This is a genomic window from Bradyrhizobium sp. CB1717 (assembly GCF_029714325.1).
Lineage (GTDB): Bacteria > Pseudomonadota > Alphaproteobacteria > Rhizobiales > Xanthobacteraceae > Bradyrhizobium.
Genome location: NZ_CP121666.1, coordinates 192,113 through 208,353 on the forward strand (window position 1 = coordinate 192,113; position 16,241 = coordinate 208,353).

Below are 16,241 nucleotides of genomic sequence, written 5' to 3' on the forward strand. Positions count from 1 at the left end.
TCTCCACCTCGGCTAGTTGCCGCTCTTGCGCGACGCCTTCTCTTCCAACCCTGACATGTTCGTCCGCTTGTCCAGCGCGGCTTCGACCTCTTCCAGCTTTACGCCGCGGGCCTTGAGCAAGACAAGGAAATGATAGAGCAGATCGGCACTCTCGGCGATCAGATGCGCGCGATCGTTTTCGACTGCTGCGATTACGGTTTCGACTGCTTCCTCACCGAACTTCTTGGCGCAATGCTCGGCGCCCTTGTCCAGCAGCTTGCGGGTATAGGAGGCCTCGCCGCCGGAAGCCGCGCGGGCGTCGATGGTCTCGGCCAGATCGTGGATCGTGAAACGCGACATCGGACTTACTCAAAACACATGAAGCCACGGAGGCCATTCCCCGCAGGCTAATGTAGCATTTTTACGAACGGGAGTCGTCAGGCATCGAGGCGCATGGGCAGCCCGCGCCTGGCCATGTGCTCCTTGGCTTCGCGGATGGTGAATTCCCCGAAGTGGAAGATCGAGGCGGCCAGGACGGCCGTGGCGTGCCCGTCGCGGATACCGTCGACGAGGTGGTCGAGATTGCCGACGCCGCCCGAAGCGATCACGGGAACGGGAACGCTGTCGGCGATTGCCCGGGTCAGCGGAATGTCGAAGCCTTGCCGGGTGCCGTCACGGTCCATCGAGGTGAGCAGGATTTCACCCGCGCCGAGCGAGACCACCTCCTGGGCGTATTCGATCGCGTCGATGCCGGTGGAGTTGCGCCCGCCATGGGTGAAGATCTCCCAGCGGTCGCCGCCCGGGCGCTTGACCCGCTTGGCATCGATCGCAACCACTACGCATTGCTCGCCGAATTTTTCGGCAGCTTCCTTGACGAATTCGCGCCGCGACACCGCGGCGCTGTTGATCGAGACCTTGTCGGCGCCGGCGCGCAGCAGCGTCTTGATGTCGTTGACCTCACGCACGCCGCCGCCGACGGTGACAGGCATGAAGCAGGCCTCCGCCGTGCGCCGGACCACGTCCAGCATGATGCCGCGGTTCTCATGGGTCGCGGTGATGTCGAGGAAGGTCAGCTCGTCGGCGCCGGCGGCGTCATAGGCGATCGCGGCTTCGACGGGATCGCCGGCATCGCGCAGGTCGACGAAGTTGACGCCCTTGACGACGCGGCCGTCCTTGACGTCGAGGCAGGGGATCACGCGCACCTTGAACATGTGTCAGCTCCTGCGCGCGTCGCGGATCAAGGTGAGGGCGGCAGTGGGATCGAGCCGGCCATCGTACAGCGCGCGGCCGGCGATCGCGCCGGCGAGCTTTTTCGCGCGCGGCGTCAGCATCGCCTTGACGTCCTCGATCGAGGCGAGGCCGCCGGAGGCGATCACGGGGATCGAGATCGCGTCAGCCAGCGCGATGGTCGCGTCGAGATTCAGGCCCTTGAGCAGGCCGTCACGCGCGATGTCGGTGAAGATGATGGCGGCGACGCCGGCATCCTCGAAACGCTTTGCGATCTCCAGCACCGTGACCTGCGAGGTCTCGGCCCAGCCTTCGACCGCGACCTTGCCGTCGCGGGCATCGAGGCCGACGGCCACGCGGCCGGGGAATTTCTTCGCGGCAGACTTCACCAATTCAGGATCGCGCACCGCGGCGGTGCCGATGATGACGCGGGTGATGCCCTTGTCGAGCCAGGCTTCGACGGTCTTGAGATCGCGAATGCCGCCGCCGAGCTGCACCGGGATCCTGATCGTCTTCAGCATCGCCTCGACGGCCTCGGCGTTCACCGGCTTGCCGGCGAAGGCGCCGTCGAGGTCGACGACGTGGAGATACTCAAAGCCCTGGTCGGCAAAGCTCTGCGCCTGGGCCGCGGGATTGAGATTGAAAACGGTCGCGCGCGCCATGTCGCCTTGCTCGAGGCGCACGCATTGGCCGTTCTTGAGATCGATCGCAGGAAAGAGAATCACGGTTTCCATCGCAGGAAGTTCGAGATCAGGGCCAGGCCGAAACGCTGACTCTTCTCGGGGTGGAATTGGGTGCCGATGGCGGTGTCCTTCGCGACGATCGCGGTGACAGGTCCACCGTAGTCGGCGCGCGCGAGCACGTCCGCCTCGCTGGCGGGGTTGAGGTGATAGGAGTGCACGAAATAGGCGTGCTGGCCCTTCGGGCCGAGTGGCAGCTTGTTCAGCACCGGATGCTCCCTGAGCACCTCGAGCGTATTCCAGCCCATGTGCGGGATCTTCAGGCTTTCATCGCGCGGCGTGATCTTCTCGACGTCGCCGCCGATCCAGTTCAGGCCTTCGGTGATGACGTGCTCCTTGCCGCGGCTTGCCATCAGCTGCATGCCGACGCAGATGCCGAAGAACGGCCGCGCCTTGACGCGCACCGCCTCGGTGATCGCCTCGACCATGCCGTTGACGCCATCAAGACCGCGCCGGCAGTCGGCGAAGGCGCCGACGCCGGGCAGGACCAGACGGTCGGCCTCGTAGGCCTGATCGGGATCGCTGGTAACGAAAACCTTTTGCGGATTTTCGAGGCTCCGCGCGGCGCGCTCGAAGGCCTTCGCGGCCGAATGCAGATTCCCGGAACCGTAATCGATGATGGCGACGCTCATCTTGACCCTCCCGGTTCTGGAAACAATCCAATGATGCCGCCGGCCGGAATGGGCGGCGGGTTCGAGAATTGCTGGCCCGGCACGCCCCGGGTCGGCGGCGGGCCGCCGCGATCGACGGCCCATTGATCGTTGACGATGCCGTGCTGCTTCTGGCTCCAGCGCTCGAAAAAGCGGCGCTCGGCCGTGTCATGGTCGTCGGCGATGACGATGTCGAGCTGCCGCCACTTGCCGCGCGACAGCGTCCAGCGCCGCAGGCTGGAGGCCTCGAGTCCCGTCAGCAGCGCGATGACGATATCGGCGAGGAAGATCGAACTGCGGCCGAGACCCAGGCTGGAGAGTCCGGCATGGAAGGCAGCGATGAAGATCAGCCAGCCGATCAGCACCAGCCACAGCCGATTCCACAGCAGCCAGAACGGGCCAAAAATCATCGCCCAGAAATGGAAGCCGTCGCGCACGAAGACGAATTTGTCGGTCGCGCGCAGATCGGCTCCGCCAGGGAAGGGAGCATGAACTGTGTAGGCAGGCATGGCGATGCCCCGTTCTCGAGAATTGAGTAGATGCCGTCGGCGGCCTTTCGCCGCCAAGACGGAGATGTCAGCCGCCGAGCGAGCCCTTGGTGGACGGGATTTCGCCCACTGCCTTCGGATCGATCGCAACGGCAGTGCGCAGCGCCCGCGCCAGACCCTTGAAGCAGGACTCGGCGATATGATGGCTGTTATCGCCATATAGGGTCTCGACGTGGAGAGTCACGCCGGCGTTGATGGCGAAGGCCTGGAACCACTCGCGCACCAGCTCGGTGTCGAACTCGCCGATCTTGTCGCGGGGGAAGTCGGCCTTGAACACCAGGAACGGGCGGCCCGAGATGTCGATGACCACGCGCGACAAGGTCTCGTCCATGGGCATGTGCACGCCGGCATAGCGGGTGATGCCCGCCATGTTGCCGAGCGCCTGCTTCACCGCCTGGCCGAGCGCGATGCCGGTGTCTTCGGTGGTATGGTGATAATCAATGTGCAGGTCACCCACCGCCTTGACCGTGAGGTCGATGCGGGAATGGCGGGCGAGGAGATCGAGCATATGGTCGAAAAAGCCGATGCCGGTCGCGATATTGGCCACGCCGGTGCCATCGAGGTTCACGGAGACCTCGATGTCGGTTTCCTTGGTCTTGCGCTTGATCGTCGCGGTGCGCATGGAAAATCGGTTTCCATTCTAGCTTTGAGCCGAAAACGCCAGTCTATTAACAGCCAAATGACACCTTCGCTACTGCGGGAACGGCCGGACGGGTCTCTACTTCTGCCTATGGTGAGCGAAATTCGGCCCGGAACGGCCCGTTGTACCCTCAGCCCGGACCGCCTAAATCAGGCCGGACAACGAGGTATTTCATGCAGGACACCCAGAACAGCTCGCCGGGCTGGCACGGCACCACGATTTTGACGGTCCGCAAGGGCGGCAAGGTGGTCGTCGGCGGCGACGGCCAGGTCTCGATCGGCCAGACCGTGATCAAGTCCAACGCCAAGAAGGTCCGCAAGCTCGGCAAGGGCGACGTCATCGGCGGCTTCGCCGGCGCCACCGCCGACGCCTTCACCCTGTTTGAGCGGCTGGAGAGCAAGCTCGAGCAATATCCCGGGCAGCTGACCCGGGCCGCCGTGGAGCTCGCCAAGGACTGGCGCACCGACCGTTACCTCAGGCGGCTGGAGGCCATGATGATCGTGGCCGACAAGGACGTCTCTCTGGTGCTGACAGGCACCGGCGACGTGCTCGAGCCCGAGGCCGGCGTGATGGCGATCGGCTCCGGCGGCAATTACGCGCTGGCCGCGGCGCGGGCCCTGCTCGACACCGACAAGGACGCCGAGACCATCGTCCGCCGCTCCCTCGACATCGCCGCCGACATCTGCGTCTACACCAACCGCAATCTGACCATCGAGAGCCTCGCAAGCGGCTAGGGCGGAGCGTCTCTTGTCCGTACGACCATCCGCACGGTCGGTGCAACCTCTCCCGCTTGCGGGGGGAGGCACAGGCCGCCTTCGGCGGCCGTCCTCTTTAGAGACGCCGAGGCAACGCCTCGGCTATGGCGAAGCGCCGGGTGGGGGCTCTCTCCACTCAGGGGCTGTCCCGATGCACAGACCCCCTCTCCCCGACCCTCTCCCGCAAGCGGGAGAGGGAGGGCACCACCGCTGTGGGGCTGCTAGATGATCGCCGCCTACACCTTCCGCCCGATGACCGCTGCCGACCTGCCGTTGATCCGGCGGTGGCTGGGCGAAGCCCATGTGCGGGAATGGTGGGGCGATCCGGACGAGCAGTTCGCGCTGGTGAGCGGTGATCTCGATGAACCCGCGATGGACCAGTTCATCGTGTTGGCCGGCGACAGGCCCTTCGGCTATCTTCAGTGCTACCGCCTGACCGCCTGGAACACGGGCTTCGGGCCGCAACCGGAGGGCACGCGTGGCATCGACCAGTTCATCGGCGAGGGCGACATGATCGGGCGGGGCCATGGCTCGGCGCTCACTCGCGCGTTCGTCGACGAGCAGTTGCGGTACGGCCTGCCGCGCATGGTCACCGATCCGGATCCGCTCAATGCGCGCGCGATACGCGCCTACGAGAAGGCCGGCTTCGTTCGCGACCGCATGGTCGAGACGCCGGACGGGGCCGCATTGTTGATGGTGCGCGAGCCATGACGCTGGCGCACGCGCAGGAGAGCAAGGTCGCATTTCCGCCGCTCGCCTGGGCCGGCATCGCGCTATCGCTGCTGGCGCTGCAAGCCCTGATCCTGTTCGCGATGGGGCGCGTGCCGATCTGCACCTGCGGCTATGTCAAGCTCTGGCACGGCGTGGTGAACAGCTCGGAGAATTCCCAGCACATCGCCGACTGGTACAGTTTCTCGCACGTGCTGCACGGCTTCCTGTTCTACGGGCTGACCTGGCTGCTGTTCGCGCGTCTGCCATTCCTCACCTTATCGTGGCCGGCCCGGCTGATCGTCGCCATGCTGATCGAGGGCGCCTGGGAGATCGTCGAGAACTCGCCCTTCATCATCGAGCGCTACCGCGCCGGCACGATCTCGCTGGACTATTACGGTGACAGCATCGTCAATTCGATCTCTGACAATCTGGCCATGATGCTCGGGTTCCTCGTCGCGCGCGTACTGCCGGTATCTGCGACCGTCCTGCTCGGCCTTGCCTTCGAGATCATGCTGGCGCTCCACATTCGCGACAATCTGACGCTCAATATCCTGATGCTGATCCATCCGATCGAGGCCGTGAAACAATGGCAGTCGGGCCCGCCGATCATCTGACGGCCGAAAAAAGCGGCTTGTCCCGGCCCGCATCTGACCCTAGCTAAGGTGCCATGACAGACTTCTCCCCCCGCGAAATCGTTTCCGAACTCGACCGTTTCATCGTCGGCCAGGGCGACGCCAAGCGCGCCGTCTCGATCGCACTGCGCAACCGCTGGCGGCGGCAGCAGCTCGAAGGCTCCTTGCGCGAGGAGGTGCTGCCGAAGAACATCTTGATGATCGGCCCCACCGGCGTCGGCAAGACGGAAATCGCGCGACGTCTCGCCAAGTTGGCGAATGCGCCGTTCCTGAAGGTGGAAGCGACGAAGTTCACCGAGGTCGGCTATGTCGGCCGCGACGTCGAGCAGATCGTGCGCGATCTCGTCGAGGTCGCGATCGCCCAGGTCCGCGAGAAGAAGCGCAAGGACGTGCAGGCGCGGGCGCAGCTCGCCGCCGAGGAGCGCGTGCTCGATGCGCTGGTCGGCGCCAATTCCAGCGCGGCGACGCGGGAATCCTTCCGCAAGAAGCTGCGGGCCGGCGAGCTCAACGACAAGGAAATCGAGATCGAGACGCAATCGTCCGGCGGCGGCATGCCGATGTTCGAGATCCCGGGCATGCCGGGCGCGCAGATGGGCGCGATCTCGATCGGTGACATCTTCGGCAAGCTCGGCGGCCGCAGCAAGACGCGGCGGCTGACGGTGGAAGGCTCGCACGAGATCCTCGTCAACGAGGAATCCGACAAGCTGCTGGACACCGAGCAGCTCACGCTGGAGGCGATCAGCGCGGTCGAGAACAACGGCATCGTGTTCCTCGACGAGATCGACAAGATCTGCGCCCGCGACGGCCGCGTCGGCGGCGACGTCTCGCGCGAGGGCGTGCAGCGCGATCTGTTGCCGCTGATCGAGGGCACCACGGTCTCGACCAAGCACGGCGCGGTCAAGACCGACCACATCCTGTTCATTGCGTCGGGCGCCTTCCACGTCGCAAAGCCGTCCGACCTGCTGCCGGAATTGCAGGGCCGCCTGCCGATCCGCGTCGAGCTGCAGGCGCTGACCCGCGACGACATGCGGCGCATCCTGACCGAGCCCGAGGCTTCGCTGATCAAGCAATATGTCGCCCTGCTGCAGACCGAGGGCGTGACGCTCGACATCACCGACAGCGCCATCGACGCGCTGGCCGACGTCGCGGTCGCCGTGAACTCCACCGTCGAGAACATCGGCGCGCGGCGGCTCCAGACCGTGATGGAGCGGGTGCTCGACGAGATCTCCTTCACCGCCCCCGACCGCAACGGCGAGACCATCAAGGTCGACGCCGACTACGTGCAGAAGCACGTCGGCGACCTCGCCAAGAACGCGGATCTGAGCCGGTTCATTTTGTAATCCGGAGCAAGTCCGCTATCTATCGGGCCGTCGTCCTGGCGAAAGCCAGGACCCATTACCCCTGATGGTCCTTGTTGAAACAGATGGCGGCTCCGATCTCGGCTCAAACGACCTGCAGTGGTTATGGGTCCCGGATCTGCGCTCGCTCTGGACAACGCTGCGCGTTGCCAGCCCGCTTGTCCGGGACGACAGCGGAGTTTTGCGCGCGCCGGGTGCGACGTGCTCGCTAACGTCCAGAAAAACCCCTGGCGCCTGCTGCTCGCGATCAACGCAGCGGTCATCGCCGGCGTGTTCATTCACAAGATCCAGCTGCCGCCTTACGTCCCCTATATCCATCTCCTCGTCGACTACCATTTCGGCTTCATCAAGCGCGCGCTGATCGGGGCGATCGTCGCGCTGTTCACCGACAAGGTGCCGGTCTGGCTGGTGTTCGCGCTCGGCGGCGCGACCTGGCTGTTGACATCAGGGCTCTACGCAAAACTGTTCCAGAGGACGTTCGGCTTCACCGCGAAGACGCTGCCGCTGTTCGTCTTCACCGCGGGCTCGCCGTTCTTCCTGAAGAACTTCATGCACACGCTCGGCCATTTCGACATCTATGGCTGCGCGCTGGCGATCGTCCTCCTGCTGATGCCGGCCGGCTCGCTGCTGTTCGTGGCAACGGCGGCGTTGTTCGCGATCATTCTCGTCCTGATCCACCACATCCATCTCCTGATGTACGTGCCGACGATCATCACCATCGTGGTGATCAGGCACTACCTCGCTTACGGCAGCAATCGCGGCAATGTCGCATTCGGCGTGATCGCCCTGGCCCTTGTCTCCGCGCTGTTCTTCGCCGCGCAATTTTTGGGAACGATGCCGATCCCGGAAGCGGACTTCGTCGCATACCTGAAGACGCGGATGGCCGATCCCTCCCGCACCGACCTGCTGCAGTTCGCCTACATCTGGTACCAGCCGCTGGCGAAGGAGATCTCGGACACCTGGGGCCGCCTGCCGCACAACATCCTCGGCGTGCCCGTGTTCGCGCTGCTGATCTGGCTGCACACGCCGCTGTGGCGCTTCTTCGCGGGCCTGATCGGCGCGCTCGCCAGCGATCTGCACAAGCGGCTCGTCATCGCGGCGCTAACAGGCATCAGCCTCGCCTATCTCGTGATGTTCGCGATGGTGTTCGACTATTCGCGCTGGATCTCGAACTGGGCGGTCTGCATGGTCCTGATCCTGCACGCGGTGAAGATGCTGCCGGCAAAGCAGGAAGCTCCGATGATTCCGGCCGAGGATCGGAAGACAAATATCTTCGGCCTGGTCCTCACACTGATCCCGCGCGTCGGAATCGTGCGGCCGTTTTAGAATCTCGCCCGCCTGATCCGCACATACAGCGCGCCCTCGCCGCCATGGCCGATATGGGCGGTCTCGAAGCCGACGACGAAGGTGCGGAATTCCGGCAGGCTCAGCCATTCCGGCACCTGGCGGCGGAGCACGCCGCTTTCGCCGCCGCTGCGTCCCTTGCCGGTGATGACGAGCACGAAGGTCAGCCCATCATGATGGGCCCGGTGCAGGAAGCCGGTCAGCGCGCGATGGGCGCGCATCTGGGTCATGCCGTGCAGATCGAGCCGCGCCTCGATCTCGCTGCGGCCGCGCGACAGTTTTGTCCGCTCGCGCTTGCCGAGCGGCGCCAGCGGCGGGACCGACGGTTTCGCGACGCGCGCCGCAGGCGCTATGGCAACCGGCCTTGCCGGTGGCGAGGGCCGGGTCACCTGGGCCACGGGCGACGGCCCCGCGGACGGCGCGGCATGCGCCTTGGCCACGCGATGCTTCCTCAGCGGCTTGACCTGCTTTGCGACCGTATCCCACAGCGCGCGCTCCTCCTCGCTCAGCGCACGGCGGCGCGGCGAGGGGCGAGGCTCCAGCACGGGCGGACGGGACGATCGCTTCATTGCTGCCGATGGGGACGATTCTTCACGGGCCGCCGCGGCTCAGGGACAGGCTCGATGGCGGGACGCGGCACCGGTAGCGGCACAGGCCCGGCGATGGCAACCGTTTCGTTCTTGCCCTGCGCCGCGGCGGGCGCAGCAGCAGGCGCGCCCGTCTTGGCCGGATCGGTTTGCGGAAACAGTTTTGCGATTTTCTCCGAGGGACGCGGATCCGGTACCGGCAACCGCGCAGCGCGCGGCGCAGGATCGAGGCTCTTCGGGACCAGCATGACAAAATGCATGGGATGGCGCAGCCGCCCGGAGACGCGGCCGGCCTCCTGCCCGGCACCGAAATACAGATCCGCGCGCGCGGGGCCGATGATGGCCGAGCCGGTGTCCTGCGCGATCATCAGCCGGTGAAACGGCGTCTTCGAACGTTCGGAGTCGATCGGCAGCTCGCCCTCGATGAAGAACGGCGTGCCGTAGACATGCAGCGACTTGTCGACCGCGATCGAGCGTCCCGCCGTCAGCGGAATGCCTTGCGCGCCCACCGCCTCGTCCTTGTCGGAGAGATTGACCTCGCGGAAGAAGATGTAGGCGCGGTTCTGGCGGCGCAGCTCCTTGGCGCCGTCAGGATTCTGCGCCATCCACTCCCTGATCTTCTGCATCGACATCTCCTCTTTCGGAATGATGCCGCGCTCGATCAGGATGCGTCCCACCGCCGTGTAGGGATAGCCGTTATAGGCGTCGTAATTGAGCCGGAGCGTCGTGCCGTCCTCGAACTTGATCCGCGCCGAACCCTGGATCTGCGCGAACAACAGATCGGTCGGATCCTTCAGCCAGGCGACCTCCAGTCCGCGGCCGGCGATCTTGCCGTCCTCGATCTCGCCGCGGTCGTAATAGGGCACCAGCTTGCGGCGGCCGATCTTGCGGTAGACCGGGCCCTTGTTGGGCAGGCTGACGGAATCCTGCTTGTAGCCGCGCACGAACAGGTTCGAGGGCCGGCGATAGACCGGGACATTGAAGACATCGGTCTGCGTGCGCGATCCCTCGAGCACCGGCTCGTAATAGCCGGTGACGAAACCGTCGGGCTCCCCTAAGCGGGAGATGCGCAGCGGCGCGAAATTCTCCTCGAAGAAGGTTTTTGCCTTGGCGTCGTCGCCGAGCTCGAGCGTCTTGGCGACCCTGCAAGGCTCGCTTAGCGAAGCCCCCAGCGCTTTCGGCTCGGGGGCGCCATTCTGAGCATTGATCGACTTGCAGCTGGCGCGAAATGTCTTGTAGGCGGCGAGATGATCGTCCTCGTTCCAGCCTTTCACGTCGGTCCAGGCCAGCGGCAGATATTGCGCGCCAGAGATCTCGAACGGCAGCGGAAGCTGCGGATAGGGCAAGGCCCGCGGCGGGCTCGCTGCCAATTGCGGGGGATGGTGATGGTGGCTGCGATAGTGGCGCCGCGCCGCCTCGGCGCCGAGCGAAAACGTCGACAGCACGACGACGCCCGCGCAGAACGCCGTCGCGCTGTTTTTGAGAAAGAGCTTAATTCGCGCTTCCGGTGCCAACCAGCTTCCAGTTCGGATCGCGAGAGGTGGTGTCGCGGGCGAAAGTCCAGATATCGGTGATGTCGGCAACCGTGTCGGCGCTGCCATCGACGATGTTGCCGGCCTTGTCGCGGGTGGCCGAGATCATCTGCGAGACGAAGCGGATCGTGAGCTGCGCGGTGCGGTCGCGCAGCTCGGCGCCGACCAGCTCGGCCTTGTCGATCGAGACGAAGCGCGTCTCGGTCTTCTGCTCGTTCTTCTCGCGCTCCTTGATCGCGGCGTCGAAGCTCTCATAGACCTCCGACGACAACAGGTCGCGCAGCGCGCGGCGATCGCCATTGGCAAAGGCCAGCACGATCATCTCATAAGCGCCGCGAGCACCCGAGATGAAATGACGCGGATCGAAGGTGGAATCCTTCTCGACGATGGCATCGAGACCCTGCGCCAGTGCGGTGCCCGGTTCAGTCAGACCCTTCCAGCGGTCGCTAGGGGCGGTCGGCTCGACCGTCGGCGCCAGCGGAGCCTGATCGATCACCTTGCCCGGCATGGTCACGACGTTCTTGTCCTGGGCACCCCCCAGCGCATTACGGGCGGCGGTGTGATCGAACGGCGGCCGCTCGTTGCCCGTGCGCTGCCCCAGCACGCTGCGCAGCCTCAGAAAGATGAAGACCGCCAACGCCAGGAAGATGATGGTGTAGATGTCCACGTCGTATTCGCTTTCTGGTCTTTGCTCTGGGTCTTCGCTTCGGGGTCGTTGCCGGGAAAATCAATCCGGCCAGTAGACCGTTCCATACGAGAACGGCAAGTCTACATCACCATTTTAGGTCCGCGCGTCTGGTCCCTGGGATGTAGGCACGAAATCTTGCCCGGCCAATGGCGCCTTTTGGCACAGAGGCGAGCGTAGCGCGTTTTATCCTTAAGGGGAAACCCGATCCTGGGCGGAAATCGCGTATCTTCAATCGTTTAAGGCGCGATTTCGGCGAAAGGCCGCCCTGAACGTCATAGTTGCGGGCACGATCTGGATTCCCATCCGGGACCGTTCGTCCTTGTGGAACGAGGCGGCCCTATGTTAGCCAACCGCCGCGAATTTCAGCCCCAATCGGGTTAAGGAGACACTTCTATGACCAACGGTAACGGCACCCCTCCCGAGGCGGCTCAGGCTCCCCAGCTCAACGTGCTGGCGCAATATACCAAGGACCTGTCGTTCGAAAATCCGAACGCGCCGAGCTCGCTCCAGCAGCAGGGCCAGCCGCCCCAGATCAACATCCAGATCAATGTCGGCGCCAATAACCTCAGCGAACAGGAGTTCGAGGTGACGCTGACGGTCGAAGGCAAGGCCGAGACCGCGGGCAAGGTGATGTTCTCGTTCGAGCTCGCCTATGCCGGCGTGTTCCGGATCGTCAACGTGCCGAAGGAGAACCTGCACCCGCTGGTCATGATCGAGTGCCCGCGGCTCTTGTTCCCGTTCGCCCGTGAGATCATCGCAACCGCGGTGCGCGATGGCGGGTTCCCGCCGCTGATGCTGGACCCGGTCGATTTCGTCGGTCTCTATCGCCAGAACATGGAGCGGCAGATGGCCGCCCAGGGTGGCCAGACCGGCCAGGCCTAAGCGCAGGCTTAACCAGCCGGAGGGGCGACTGGAGCGGCGAGATACTCGTTCCAGATCGCCTTTTCGCCCATCGTTGCGATGAAGGCCCGATGAGCCTCCCGCTCGGCATCCGAAACGCGCGGCGCGAGCGGCACTGACCGCTGCCGCCGCGGCGCATCGCCGGCGGAATTGACGCGAATCTCTTCGCTCTCCGAAGCCAGCAGCAGCTGCGACTGCCGCGCCCCCACCAGATCGACATAGACTTCGGCCAAAAGCTCGGAGTCGAGCAACGCGCCGTGCTTGGTGCGGTGTGAATTGTCGATCGAATAGCGCGAACAGAGATCGTCGAGCCGGTTCGACACGCCGGGATGCTTGCGGCGCGCGAGCAGCAGCGTATCGACCAGCCGCTCGCGCGGGATCGCCGGACGCTTGATCCGATCAAGCTCGGCATTGATGAAGCTGATGTCGAACGAGGCGTTGTGGATCACCAGCGGCGCATCGCCGATGAACTCCAGGAACGCGTCGACCACCTCGTGGAACAGCGGCTTGGTCGAGAGAAACTCGGCCGACAGCCCGTGCACCGCGAAGGCTTCCGCCGGCATGTCCCGTTCGGGGTTGATATAGACGTGATACGTCTGTCCCGTCGGCATGCGGTTGAAGATCTCGACGCAGCCGATTTCGACCAGGCGATCGCCGCGGAGCGGATCGAGGCCGGTGGTTTCGGTGTCGAGAACGATTTCGCGCATGATCGGGAGGCCGTGCAAGAAGTCTTGTAAGTCGGCGAATCAGGCTCGCCGCTGCGGCATCTTAACGACCTCGGCCAGGATGTGCTTGATCTGGGCGCGCACCGGCTCAAGTCCGTGTGAGGTATCCACCACGAAATCGGCCCGCTTGCGCTTCTCGGCATCCGGCGTCTGCTTGGCGATGATGGCATCGAGTTTCGCCTCGTCCATCGTGCCGCGCGCCAGCACGCGTTCGCGCTGGAGTTCCGGCGATGTCGACACCACGACCACCGCGTCGACCCGCTTCTCGCCGCCGGTCTCGAACAGCAGCGGAATGTCCAGCACCACGACCGGCGCCTTGGCGGCCTCGGCATCGGCGAAGAATTTCTGCCGGGAGGCACCGAGCATCGGATGGACGATCTGCTCGAGCTGCTTGATCGCGGCGGGATCGTGCACCACGCGCGCCGACAGTTTTGTCCGATCGACCTTGCCGTTCACGGTGGTGCCGGGGAAGGCGGCCTCGATCGCCGGCGCGGCTTCACCCTCGTAGAGCTGATGCACGGCGGCGTCGGCGTCATAGACGGGCACGCCGGCCTCCGCGAACAACTTTGCAGTGGTGGATTTGCCCATCCCGATCGAGCCTGTCAGTCCCAGGATCCGCATCAGCACCCAGCCTTCTCTCGCGTCTACACCGCAATTAGCTGCTCGCTCCGCAGATACGCAAGCAGCGGCAGCAGCGGCAGGCCGAGAATGGTGAAATGGTCACCCTCGATGCGCTCGAACAGATGAATGCCGAGGCCCTCGAGCTGATAGGCGCCGACGCTTCTGGTCACGGCCTCGCCGGCGGCGTCGAGATAGGCCGAAAGCTCGGCTTCGCTCATTGGCCGCATGGTCATGCGCGCCACCGAGACATCCTCGAACACGATCTTGCCGTCCCGCGCCACCGCCACGGCGGAATTCAGCTCATGGCTGTTGCCGGCGAGATCGCGCAGTTGCGCCAGCGCCTGTGGGCGCCCGGCGGGCTTATTGAAGAGACGGCTGCCGAGCGCCAGCGTCTGGTCGGCGCCGATCACATAACTTCCCGGACGACCCATAGAGACCGCCTTGGCCTTTTCGCGGGCCAGCAGCAGAGCGATCTCGCGCGGATCGCCGAGGTTGGAGCTGGCCTGGATACCGCGCTCGTCGATGTCAGCCGTGACGGCCTCGAATTCGAGCCCGGCATTGGCCAGCAGCATTTTGCGCGCGCTGCTTTGCGAGGCCAGGATCAGCGGAGATGTGCCGCGCCACAGAGCCATCGCGACAACTATTCCAAGGGCCGGTTACGCTGACGATCGCTGTAGAGCTTCATGATCGCCGCGGCGGTTTCCTCGATCGAGCGCCGCGTCACGTCAAGCAGCGGCCAGTCGTGCTTGGCGCTCAGCTTGCGCGCGAACGCGACCTCCTCGGTGACCGACTGCCTGTCGGTATAGGTGTCGCTGCCGGATTCGGCGCCCATGGAGAGCAGGCGGTTCTGACGGATCTGGATCAGGCGTTCCGGCGTCGCGTGCAGGCTCACCACCAGCGGCCGCGTCAGCGTCTCCAGCTGTGCCGGCACGGGAATGCCGGGCACCAGCGGCACGTTGGCGGTGCGGATGCCGCGATTGGCGAGATAGATCGATGTCGGCGTCTTCGAGGTGCGGGACACGCCGACCAGAACCACGTCGGCGTCGTCGAGACCTTCGACATGCTGACCGTCGTCATGGATCATCGTGTAGTTAAGTGCGTCGATGCGCTTGAAATATTCCGCATTGAGCACGTGCTGGGCGCCGACGCGACCCGTGGTCGCAGCGCCGAGATAGGCTTCGAACAGCTGCATCACCGGCCCGATGATCGACAGGCTCGGAACATTGATCTGCTTGCACTTGTCCTCGAGCCTGGCGACGAGATCCTTCTCGAGCAGCGTGAATAGCACGATCCCCGGCGCTTCCTCGATCTCGTCGAGCACCCGGTCGAGCTGCTTCTGGCTCCGCACCAGCGGATAGACATGCTCGACCGGCGTCACGTTCGCATATTGCGCGGCGACGGCGCGCGCGACGGTGATCAGCGTCTCGCCAGTGGAGTCGGAGACCAGGTGCAGATGGAAATAATTGTTCGAGGTCGGCACAAAAACTCTTTGGATGAGGGCGGGGTGGTTTGTGGATTTCTGTGGAGCTTAACCGCTCGGAAAGGGATGTGCGACACCAGGGACGGGACAAGTGCCAATTTTCTTCACACCGCTGCCCGTCAGAACAAGTCCGCCGCCTCTCCAAGCGGGAAGCGGGATTGCGCGGATAACCCCCTTGATAAGCTGCCGACGAGCGCACGCAAGCCTTTGAGTCCGGACGGCTTATCGGAACAGGCCCAACTGGCGCAGGATATGTTGATGGATGTGAACAAGCGCGCGTGAAGTCGCGGACGGAATTGCGTGAGTCCAATCCACGGTCACTTAGACTCAAACCTTAAGAATCTAAGATTCTAGATTTGAGGAAGGCGCTACGGACGGATATGTGTGCAGGGTAAGACCTTAACGGGTTCTTACTATCCCCAGCTCCTTTCGCTGGGCATCAATCCGGGCCGCGAAAATGTTCGAAGACGTCTATCTCTGGATCAAGGCGCTGCATGTGATCGCCGTCATCTCCTGGATGGCGGGCATGCTCTATCTGCCGCGGCTGTTCGTTTATCACTGCGACGCCGAGATCGGCTCGAAGCAGTCGGAAACGTTCAAGGTCATGGAGCGCCGGCTGTTCAAGGCGATCATCAACCCCGCCATGATTGTCACCTGGCTCGCCGGGCTTTTTCTCGCCTGGTCCGGCCACTGGTTCACGTTCGGCTGGCTGCACGTAAAACTGGCATTGGTCCTGGCGCTGTCGGCGGTCCACGGCTTTTTTTCGCGCTGGCTCAAAGATTTCGCCGCCGACCGGCGTCCGCGGAGCCAGAAATTCTATCGGATTATCAATGAGGTGCCGACCGTTTTGATGATTCTCATCGTCATCATGGTGATCGTGAAGCCGTTCTAGGCAAGCCACCCGCGGAATCGCTCAGCGCTTCGGCTTGCGGAGAAGGGAGCGATTTTCTATATTATCGATATCCCACCCAACGCAGGCGGATGTGGTTGTGTCTGAGCTTTCCAGAGGCCGGACACCGCATCAGGTTTGAAGCCTCACCGGCACTCTCCTTGCCAGACCTGCGGACCTTATCTTCTCACGTCCGCATTTCAGAGCCTCCTCGCACCCCTTCCAAGGTTACCCC

General features: G+C 64.1%; 20 protein-coding genes. 7 read left to right on the forward strand and 13 right to left on the reverse strand.

The window, feature by feature from the left end; translation table 11 throughout:
* Positions 1-12: 12 nt before the first annotated feature.
* From QA649_RS00890 to hisB, 6 genes are all read right to left on the reverse strand, one after another.
* Positions 13-339 (reverse strand): phosphoribosyl-ATP diphosphatase, encoded by a 327-nt coding sequence (locus QA649_RS00890; RefSeq protein WP_018646049.1) that lies wholly within the window; start codon positions 337-339, stop codon positions 13-15.
* A 77-nt stretch (positions 340-416) separates the two neighbouring features.
* The gene (gene hisF / locus QA649_RS00895; RefSeq protein WP_018646048.1) at positions 417-1,190 is read right to left on the reverse strand and encodes an imidazole glycerol phosphate synthase subunit HisF; all 774 of its coding nucleotides are present in this window, start codon (positions 1,188-1,190) and stop codon (positions 417-419) included.
* Positions 1,191-1,193: 3 nt separating this feature from the next.
* Complete coding sequence (gene hisA / locus QA649_RS00900) at positions 1,194-1,931, reverse strand: 1-(5-phosphoribosyl)-5-[(5-phosphoribosylamino)methylideneamino]imidazole-4-carboxamide isomerase (protein ID WP_283026225.1); 738 nt, start codon at positions 1,929-1,931, stop codon at positions 1,194-1,196.
* Positions 1,928-2,578 carry an imidazole glycerol phosphate synthase subunit HisH gene (hisH, locus tag QA649_RS00905; RefSeq protein ID WP_283022565.1) on the reverse strand — a complete coding sequence of 217 codons (651 nt, stop codon included), beginning with the start codon at positions 2,576-2,578 and terminating at the stop codon, positions 1,928-1,930. The genes hisA and hisH overlap by 4 nt, the downstream gene beginning before the upstream one ends.
* Entirely contained in the window at positions 2,575-3,105 is a 531-nt protein-coding gene (locus QA649_RS00910) for a DUF2628 domain-containing protein (RefSeq protein ID WP_260387356.1), read from the reverse strand. The genes hisH and QA649_RS00910 overlap by 4 nt, the downstream gene beginning before the upstream one ends.
* 67 nt (positions 3,106-3,172) lie before the next feature.
* Positions 3,173-3,766, reverse strand: a complete 594-nt coding sequence (gene hisB, locus QA649_RS00915) for an imidazoleglycerol-phosphate dehydratase HisB (RefSeq protein ID WP_211411357.1) — start codon at positions 3,764-3,766, stop codon at positions 3,173-3,175.
* A 191-nt stretch (positions 3,767-3,957) separates the two neighbouring features.
* On the opposite strand from hisB, the gene hslV reads away from it, so the two are divergent.
* The 5 genes from hslV to QA649_RS00940 all read left to right on the forward strand — a co-directional run bounded on the left by hslV (position 3,958) and on the right by QA649_RS00940 (position 8,566).
* Positions 3,958-4,518, forward strand: coding sequence for an ATP-dependent protease subunit HslV (gene hslV / locus QA649_RS00920; RefSeq protein ID WP_283022566.1), 561 nt, complete (start codon positions 3,958-3,960; stop codon positions 4,516-4,518).
* A 246-nt stretch (positions 4,519-4,764) separates the two neighbouring features.
* On the forward strand, positions 4,765-5,250 hold the full coding sequence (locus QA649_RS00925) for a GNAT family N-acetyltransferase (protein ID WP_283022567.1): 486 nt from the start codon (positions 4,765-4,767) through the stop codon (positions 5,248-5,250).
* On the forward strand, positions 5,247-5,864 hold the full coding sequence (locus QA649_RS00930) for a DUF2585 domain-containing protein (RefSeq protein ID WP_283022568.1): 618 nt from the start codon (positions 5,247-5,249) through the stop codon (positions 5,862-5,864). Before QA649_RS00925 ends, QA649_RS00930 begins: the two co-directional genes overlap by 4 nt.
* A gap of 53 nt (positions 5,865-5,917) precedes the next feature.
* A complete protein-coding gene (hslU, locus tag QA649_RS00935; protein ID WP_283022569.1) occupies positions 5,918-7,222 on the forward strand; it encodes an ATP-dependent protease ATPase subunit HslU in 1,305 nt (434 codons plus the stop codon).
* A gap of 219 nt (positions 7,223-7,441) precedes the next feature.
* Complete coding sequence (locus QA649_RS00940) at positions 7,442-8,566, forward strand: hypothetical protein (RefSeq protein WP_283022570.1); 1,125 nt, start codon at positions 7,442-7,444, stop codon at positions 8,564-8,566.
* Here QA649_RS00940 and QA649_RS00945 read toward each other — a convergent pair.
* Genes QA649_RS00945 through QA649_RS00955 form a run of 3 tightly spaced genes read right to left on the reverse strand, consistent with a single transcriptional unit; the run spans position 8,563 to position 11,370 of the window.
* Complete coding sequence (locus QA649_RS00945) at positions 8,563-9,153, reverse strand: Smr/MutS family protein (RefSeq protein ID WP_283022571.1); 591 nt, start codon at positions 9,151-9,153, stop codon at positions 8,563-8,565. The genes QA649_RS00940 and QA649_RS00945 overlap by 4 nt on opposite strands.
* A complete protein-coding gene (locus tag QA649_RS00950) occupies positions 9,150-10,685 on the reverse strand; it encodes an MltA domain-containing protein (protein WP_283022572.1) in 1,536 nt (511 codons plus the stop codon). The genes QA649_RS00945 and QA649_RS00950 overlap by 4 nt, the downstream gene beginning before the upstream one ends.
* Positions 10,663-11,370, reverse strand: a complete 708-nt coding sequence (locus QA649_RS00955; RefSeq protein WP_283022573.1) for a Tim44/TimA family putative adaptor protein — start codon at positions 11,368-11,370, stop codon at positions 10,663-10,665. Before QA649_RS00955 ends, QA649_RS00950 begins: the two co-directional genes overlap by 23 nt.
* Positions 11,371-11,784: 414 nt before the next feature.
* On the opposite strand from QA649_RS00955, the gene secB reads away from it, so the two are divergent.
* Positions 11,785-12,273, forward strand: a complete 489-nt coding sequence (gene secB / locus QA649_RS00960) for a protein-export chaperone SecB (RefSeq protein ID WP_018646030.1) — start codon at positions 11,785-11,787, stop codon at positions 12,271-12,273.
* An 8-nt stretch (positions 12,274-12,281) separates the two neighbouring features.
* On the opposite strand, the gene dnaQ is transcribed toward secB, so the two are convergent.
* Genes dnaQ through QA649_RS00980 form a run of 4 tightly spaced genes read right to left on the reverse strand, consistent with a single transcriptional unit; the run spans position 12,282 to position 15,117 of the window.
* Complete coding sequence (gene dnaQ, locus QA649_RS00965; RefSeq protein WP_283022574.1) at positions 12,282-12,998, reverse strand: DNA polymerase III subunit epsilon; 717 nt, start codon at positions 12,996-12,998, stop codon at positions 12,282-12,284.
* A gap of 39 nt (positions 12,999-13,037) precedes the next feature.
* The gene (gene coaE / locus QA649_RS00970; RefSeq protein WP_283026226.1) at positions 13,038-13,637 is read right to left on the reverse strand and encodes a dephospho-CoA kinase; all 600 of its coding nucleotides are present in this window, start codon (positions 13,635-13,637) and stop codon (positions 13,038-13,040) included.
* A 23-nt stretch (positions 13,638-13,660) separates the two neighbouring features.
* Complete coding sequence (locus tag QA649_RS00975) at positions 13,661-14,269, reverse strand: Maf family nucleotide pyrophosphatase (RefSeq protein WP_283022575.1); 609 nt, start codon at positions 14,267-14,269, stop codon at positions 13,661-13,663.
* An 8-nt stretch (positions 14,270-14,277) separates the two neighbouring features.
* The gene (locus tag QA649_RS00980) at positions 14,278-15,117 is read right to left on the reverse strand and encodes a pyruvate, water dikinase regulatory protein (RefSeq protein ID WP_283022576.1); all 840 of its coding nucleotides are present in this window, start codon (positions 15,115-15,117) and stop codon (positions 14,278-14,280) included.
* 457 nt (positions 15,118-15,574) lie between these two features.
* Between QA649_RS00980 and hemJ the strand changes: the two genes are divergently transcribed.
* Complete coding sequence (hemJ, locus tag QA649_RS00985) at positions 15,575-16,009, forward strand: protoporphyrinogen oxidase HemJ (RefSeq protein WP_211405135.1); 435 nt, start codon at positions 15,575-15,577, stop codon at positions 16,007-16,009.
* Positions 16,010-16,241 lie beyond the last annotated feature (232 nt).

Bases quoted from the DNA above. Each gene is read 5' to 3' on its own strand.
- QA649_RS00890 (WP_018646049.1), bottom strand. From the start codon at position 339: ATGTCGCGTTTCACGATCCACGATCTGGCCGAGACCATCGACGCCCGC.
- hisF (WP_018646048.1), bottom strand. From the start codon at position 1,190: ATGTTCAAGGTGCGCGTGATCCCCTGCCTCGACGTCAAGGACGGCCGC.
- hisH (WP_283022565.1), bottom strand. From the start codon at position 2,578: ATGAGCGTCGCCATCATCGATTACGGTTCCGGGAATCTGCATTCGGCC.
- QA649_RS00910 (WP_260387356.1), bottom strand. From the start codon at position 3,105: ATGCCTGCCTACACAGTTCATGCTCCCTTCCCTGGCGGAGCCGATCTG.
- hisB (WP_211411357.1), bottom strand. From the start codon at position 3,766: ATGCGCACCGCGACGATCAAGCGCAAGACCAAGGAAACCGACATCGAG.
- hslV (WP_283022566.1), top strand. From the start codon at position 3,958: ATGCAGGACACCCAGAACAGCTCGCCGGGCTGGCACGGCACCACGATT.
- QA649_RS00925 (WP_283022567.1), top strand. From the start codon at position 4,765: ATGATCGCCGCCTACACCTTCCGCCCGATGACCGCTGCCGACCTGCCG.
- QA649_RS00930 (WP_283022568.1), top strand. From the start codon at position 5,247: ATGACGCTGGCGCACGCGCAGGAGAGCAAGGTCGCATTTCCGCCGCTC.
- hslU (WP_283022569.1), top strand. From the start codon at position 5,918: ATGACAGACTTCTCCCCCCGCGAAATCGTTTCCGAACTCGACCGTTTC.
- QA649_RS00945 (WP_283022571.1), bottom strand. From the start codon at position 9,153: ATGAAGCGATCGTCCCGTCCGCCCGTGCTGGAGCCTCGCCCCTCGCCG.
- secB (WP_018646030.1), top strand. From the start codon at position 11,785: ATGACCAACGGTAACGGCACCCCTCCCGAGGCGGCTCAGGCTCCCCAG.
- dnaQ (WP_283022574.1), bottom strand. From the start codon at position 12,998: ATGCGCGAAATCGTTCTCGACACCGAAACCACCGGCCTCGATCCGCTC.
- coaE (WP_283026226.1), bottom strand. From the start codon at position 13,637: ATGCGGATCCTGGGACTGACAGGCTCGATCGGGATGGGCAAATCCACC.
- QA649_RS00975 (WP_283022575.1), bottom strand. From the start codon at position 14,269: ATGGCTCTGTGGCGCGGCACATCTCCGCTGATCCTGGCCTCGCAAAGC.
- hemJ (WP_211405135.1), top strand. From the start codon at position 15,575: ATGTTCGAAGACGTCTATCTCTGGATCAAGGCGCTGCATGTGATCGCC.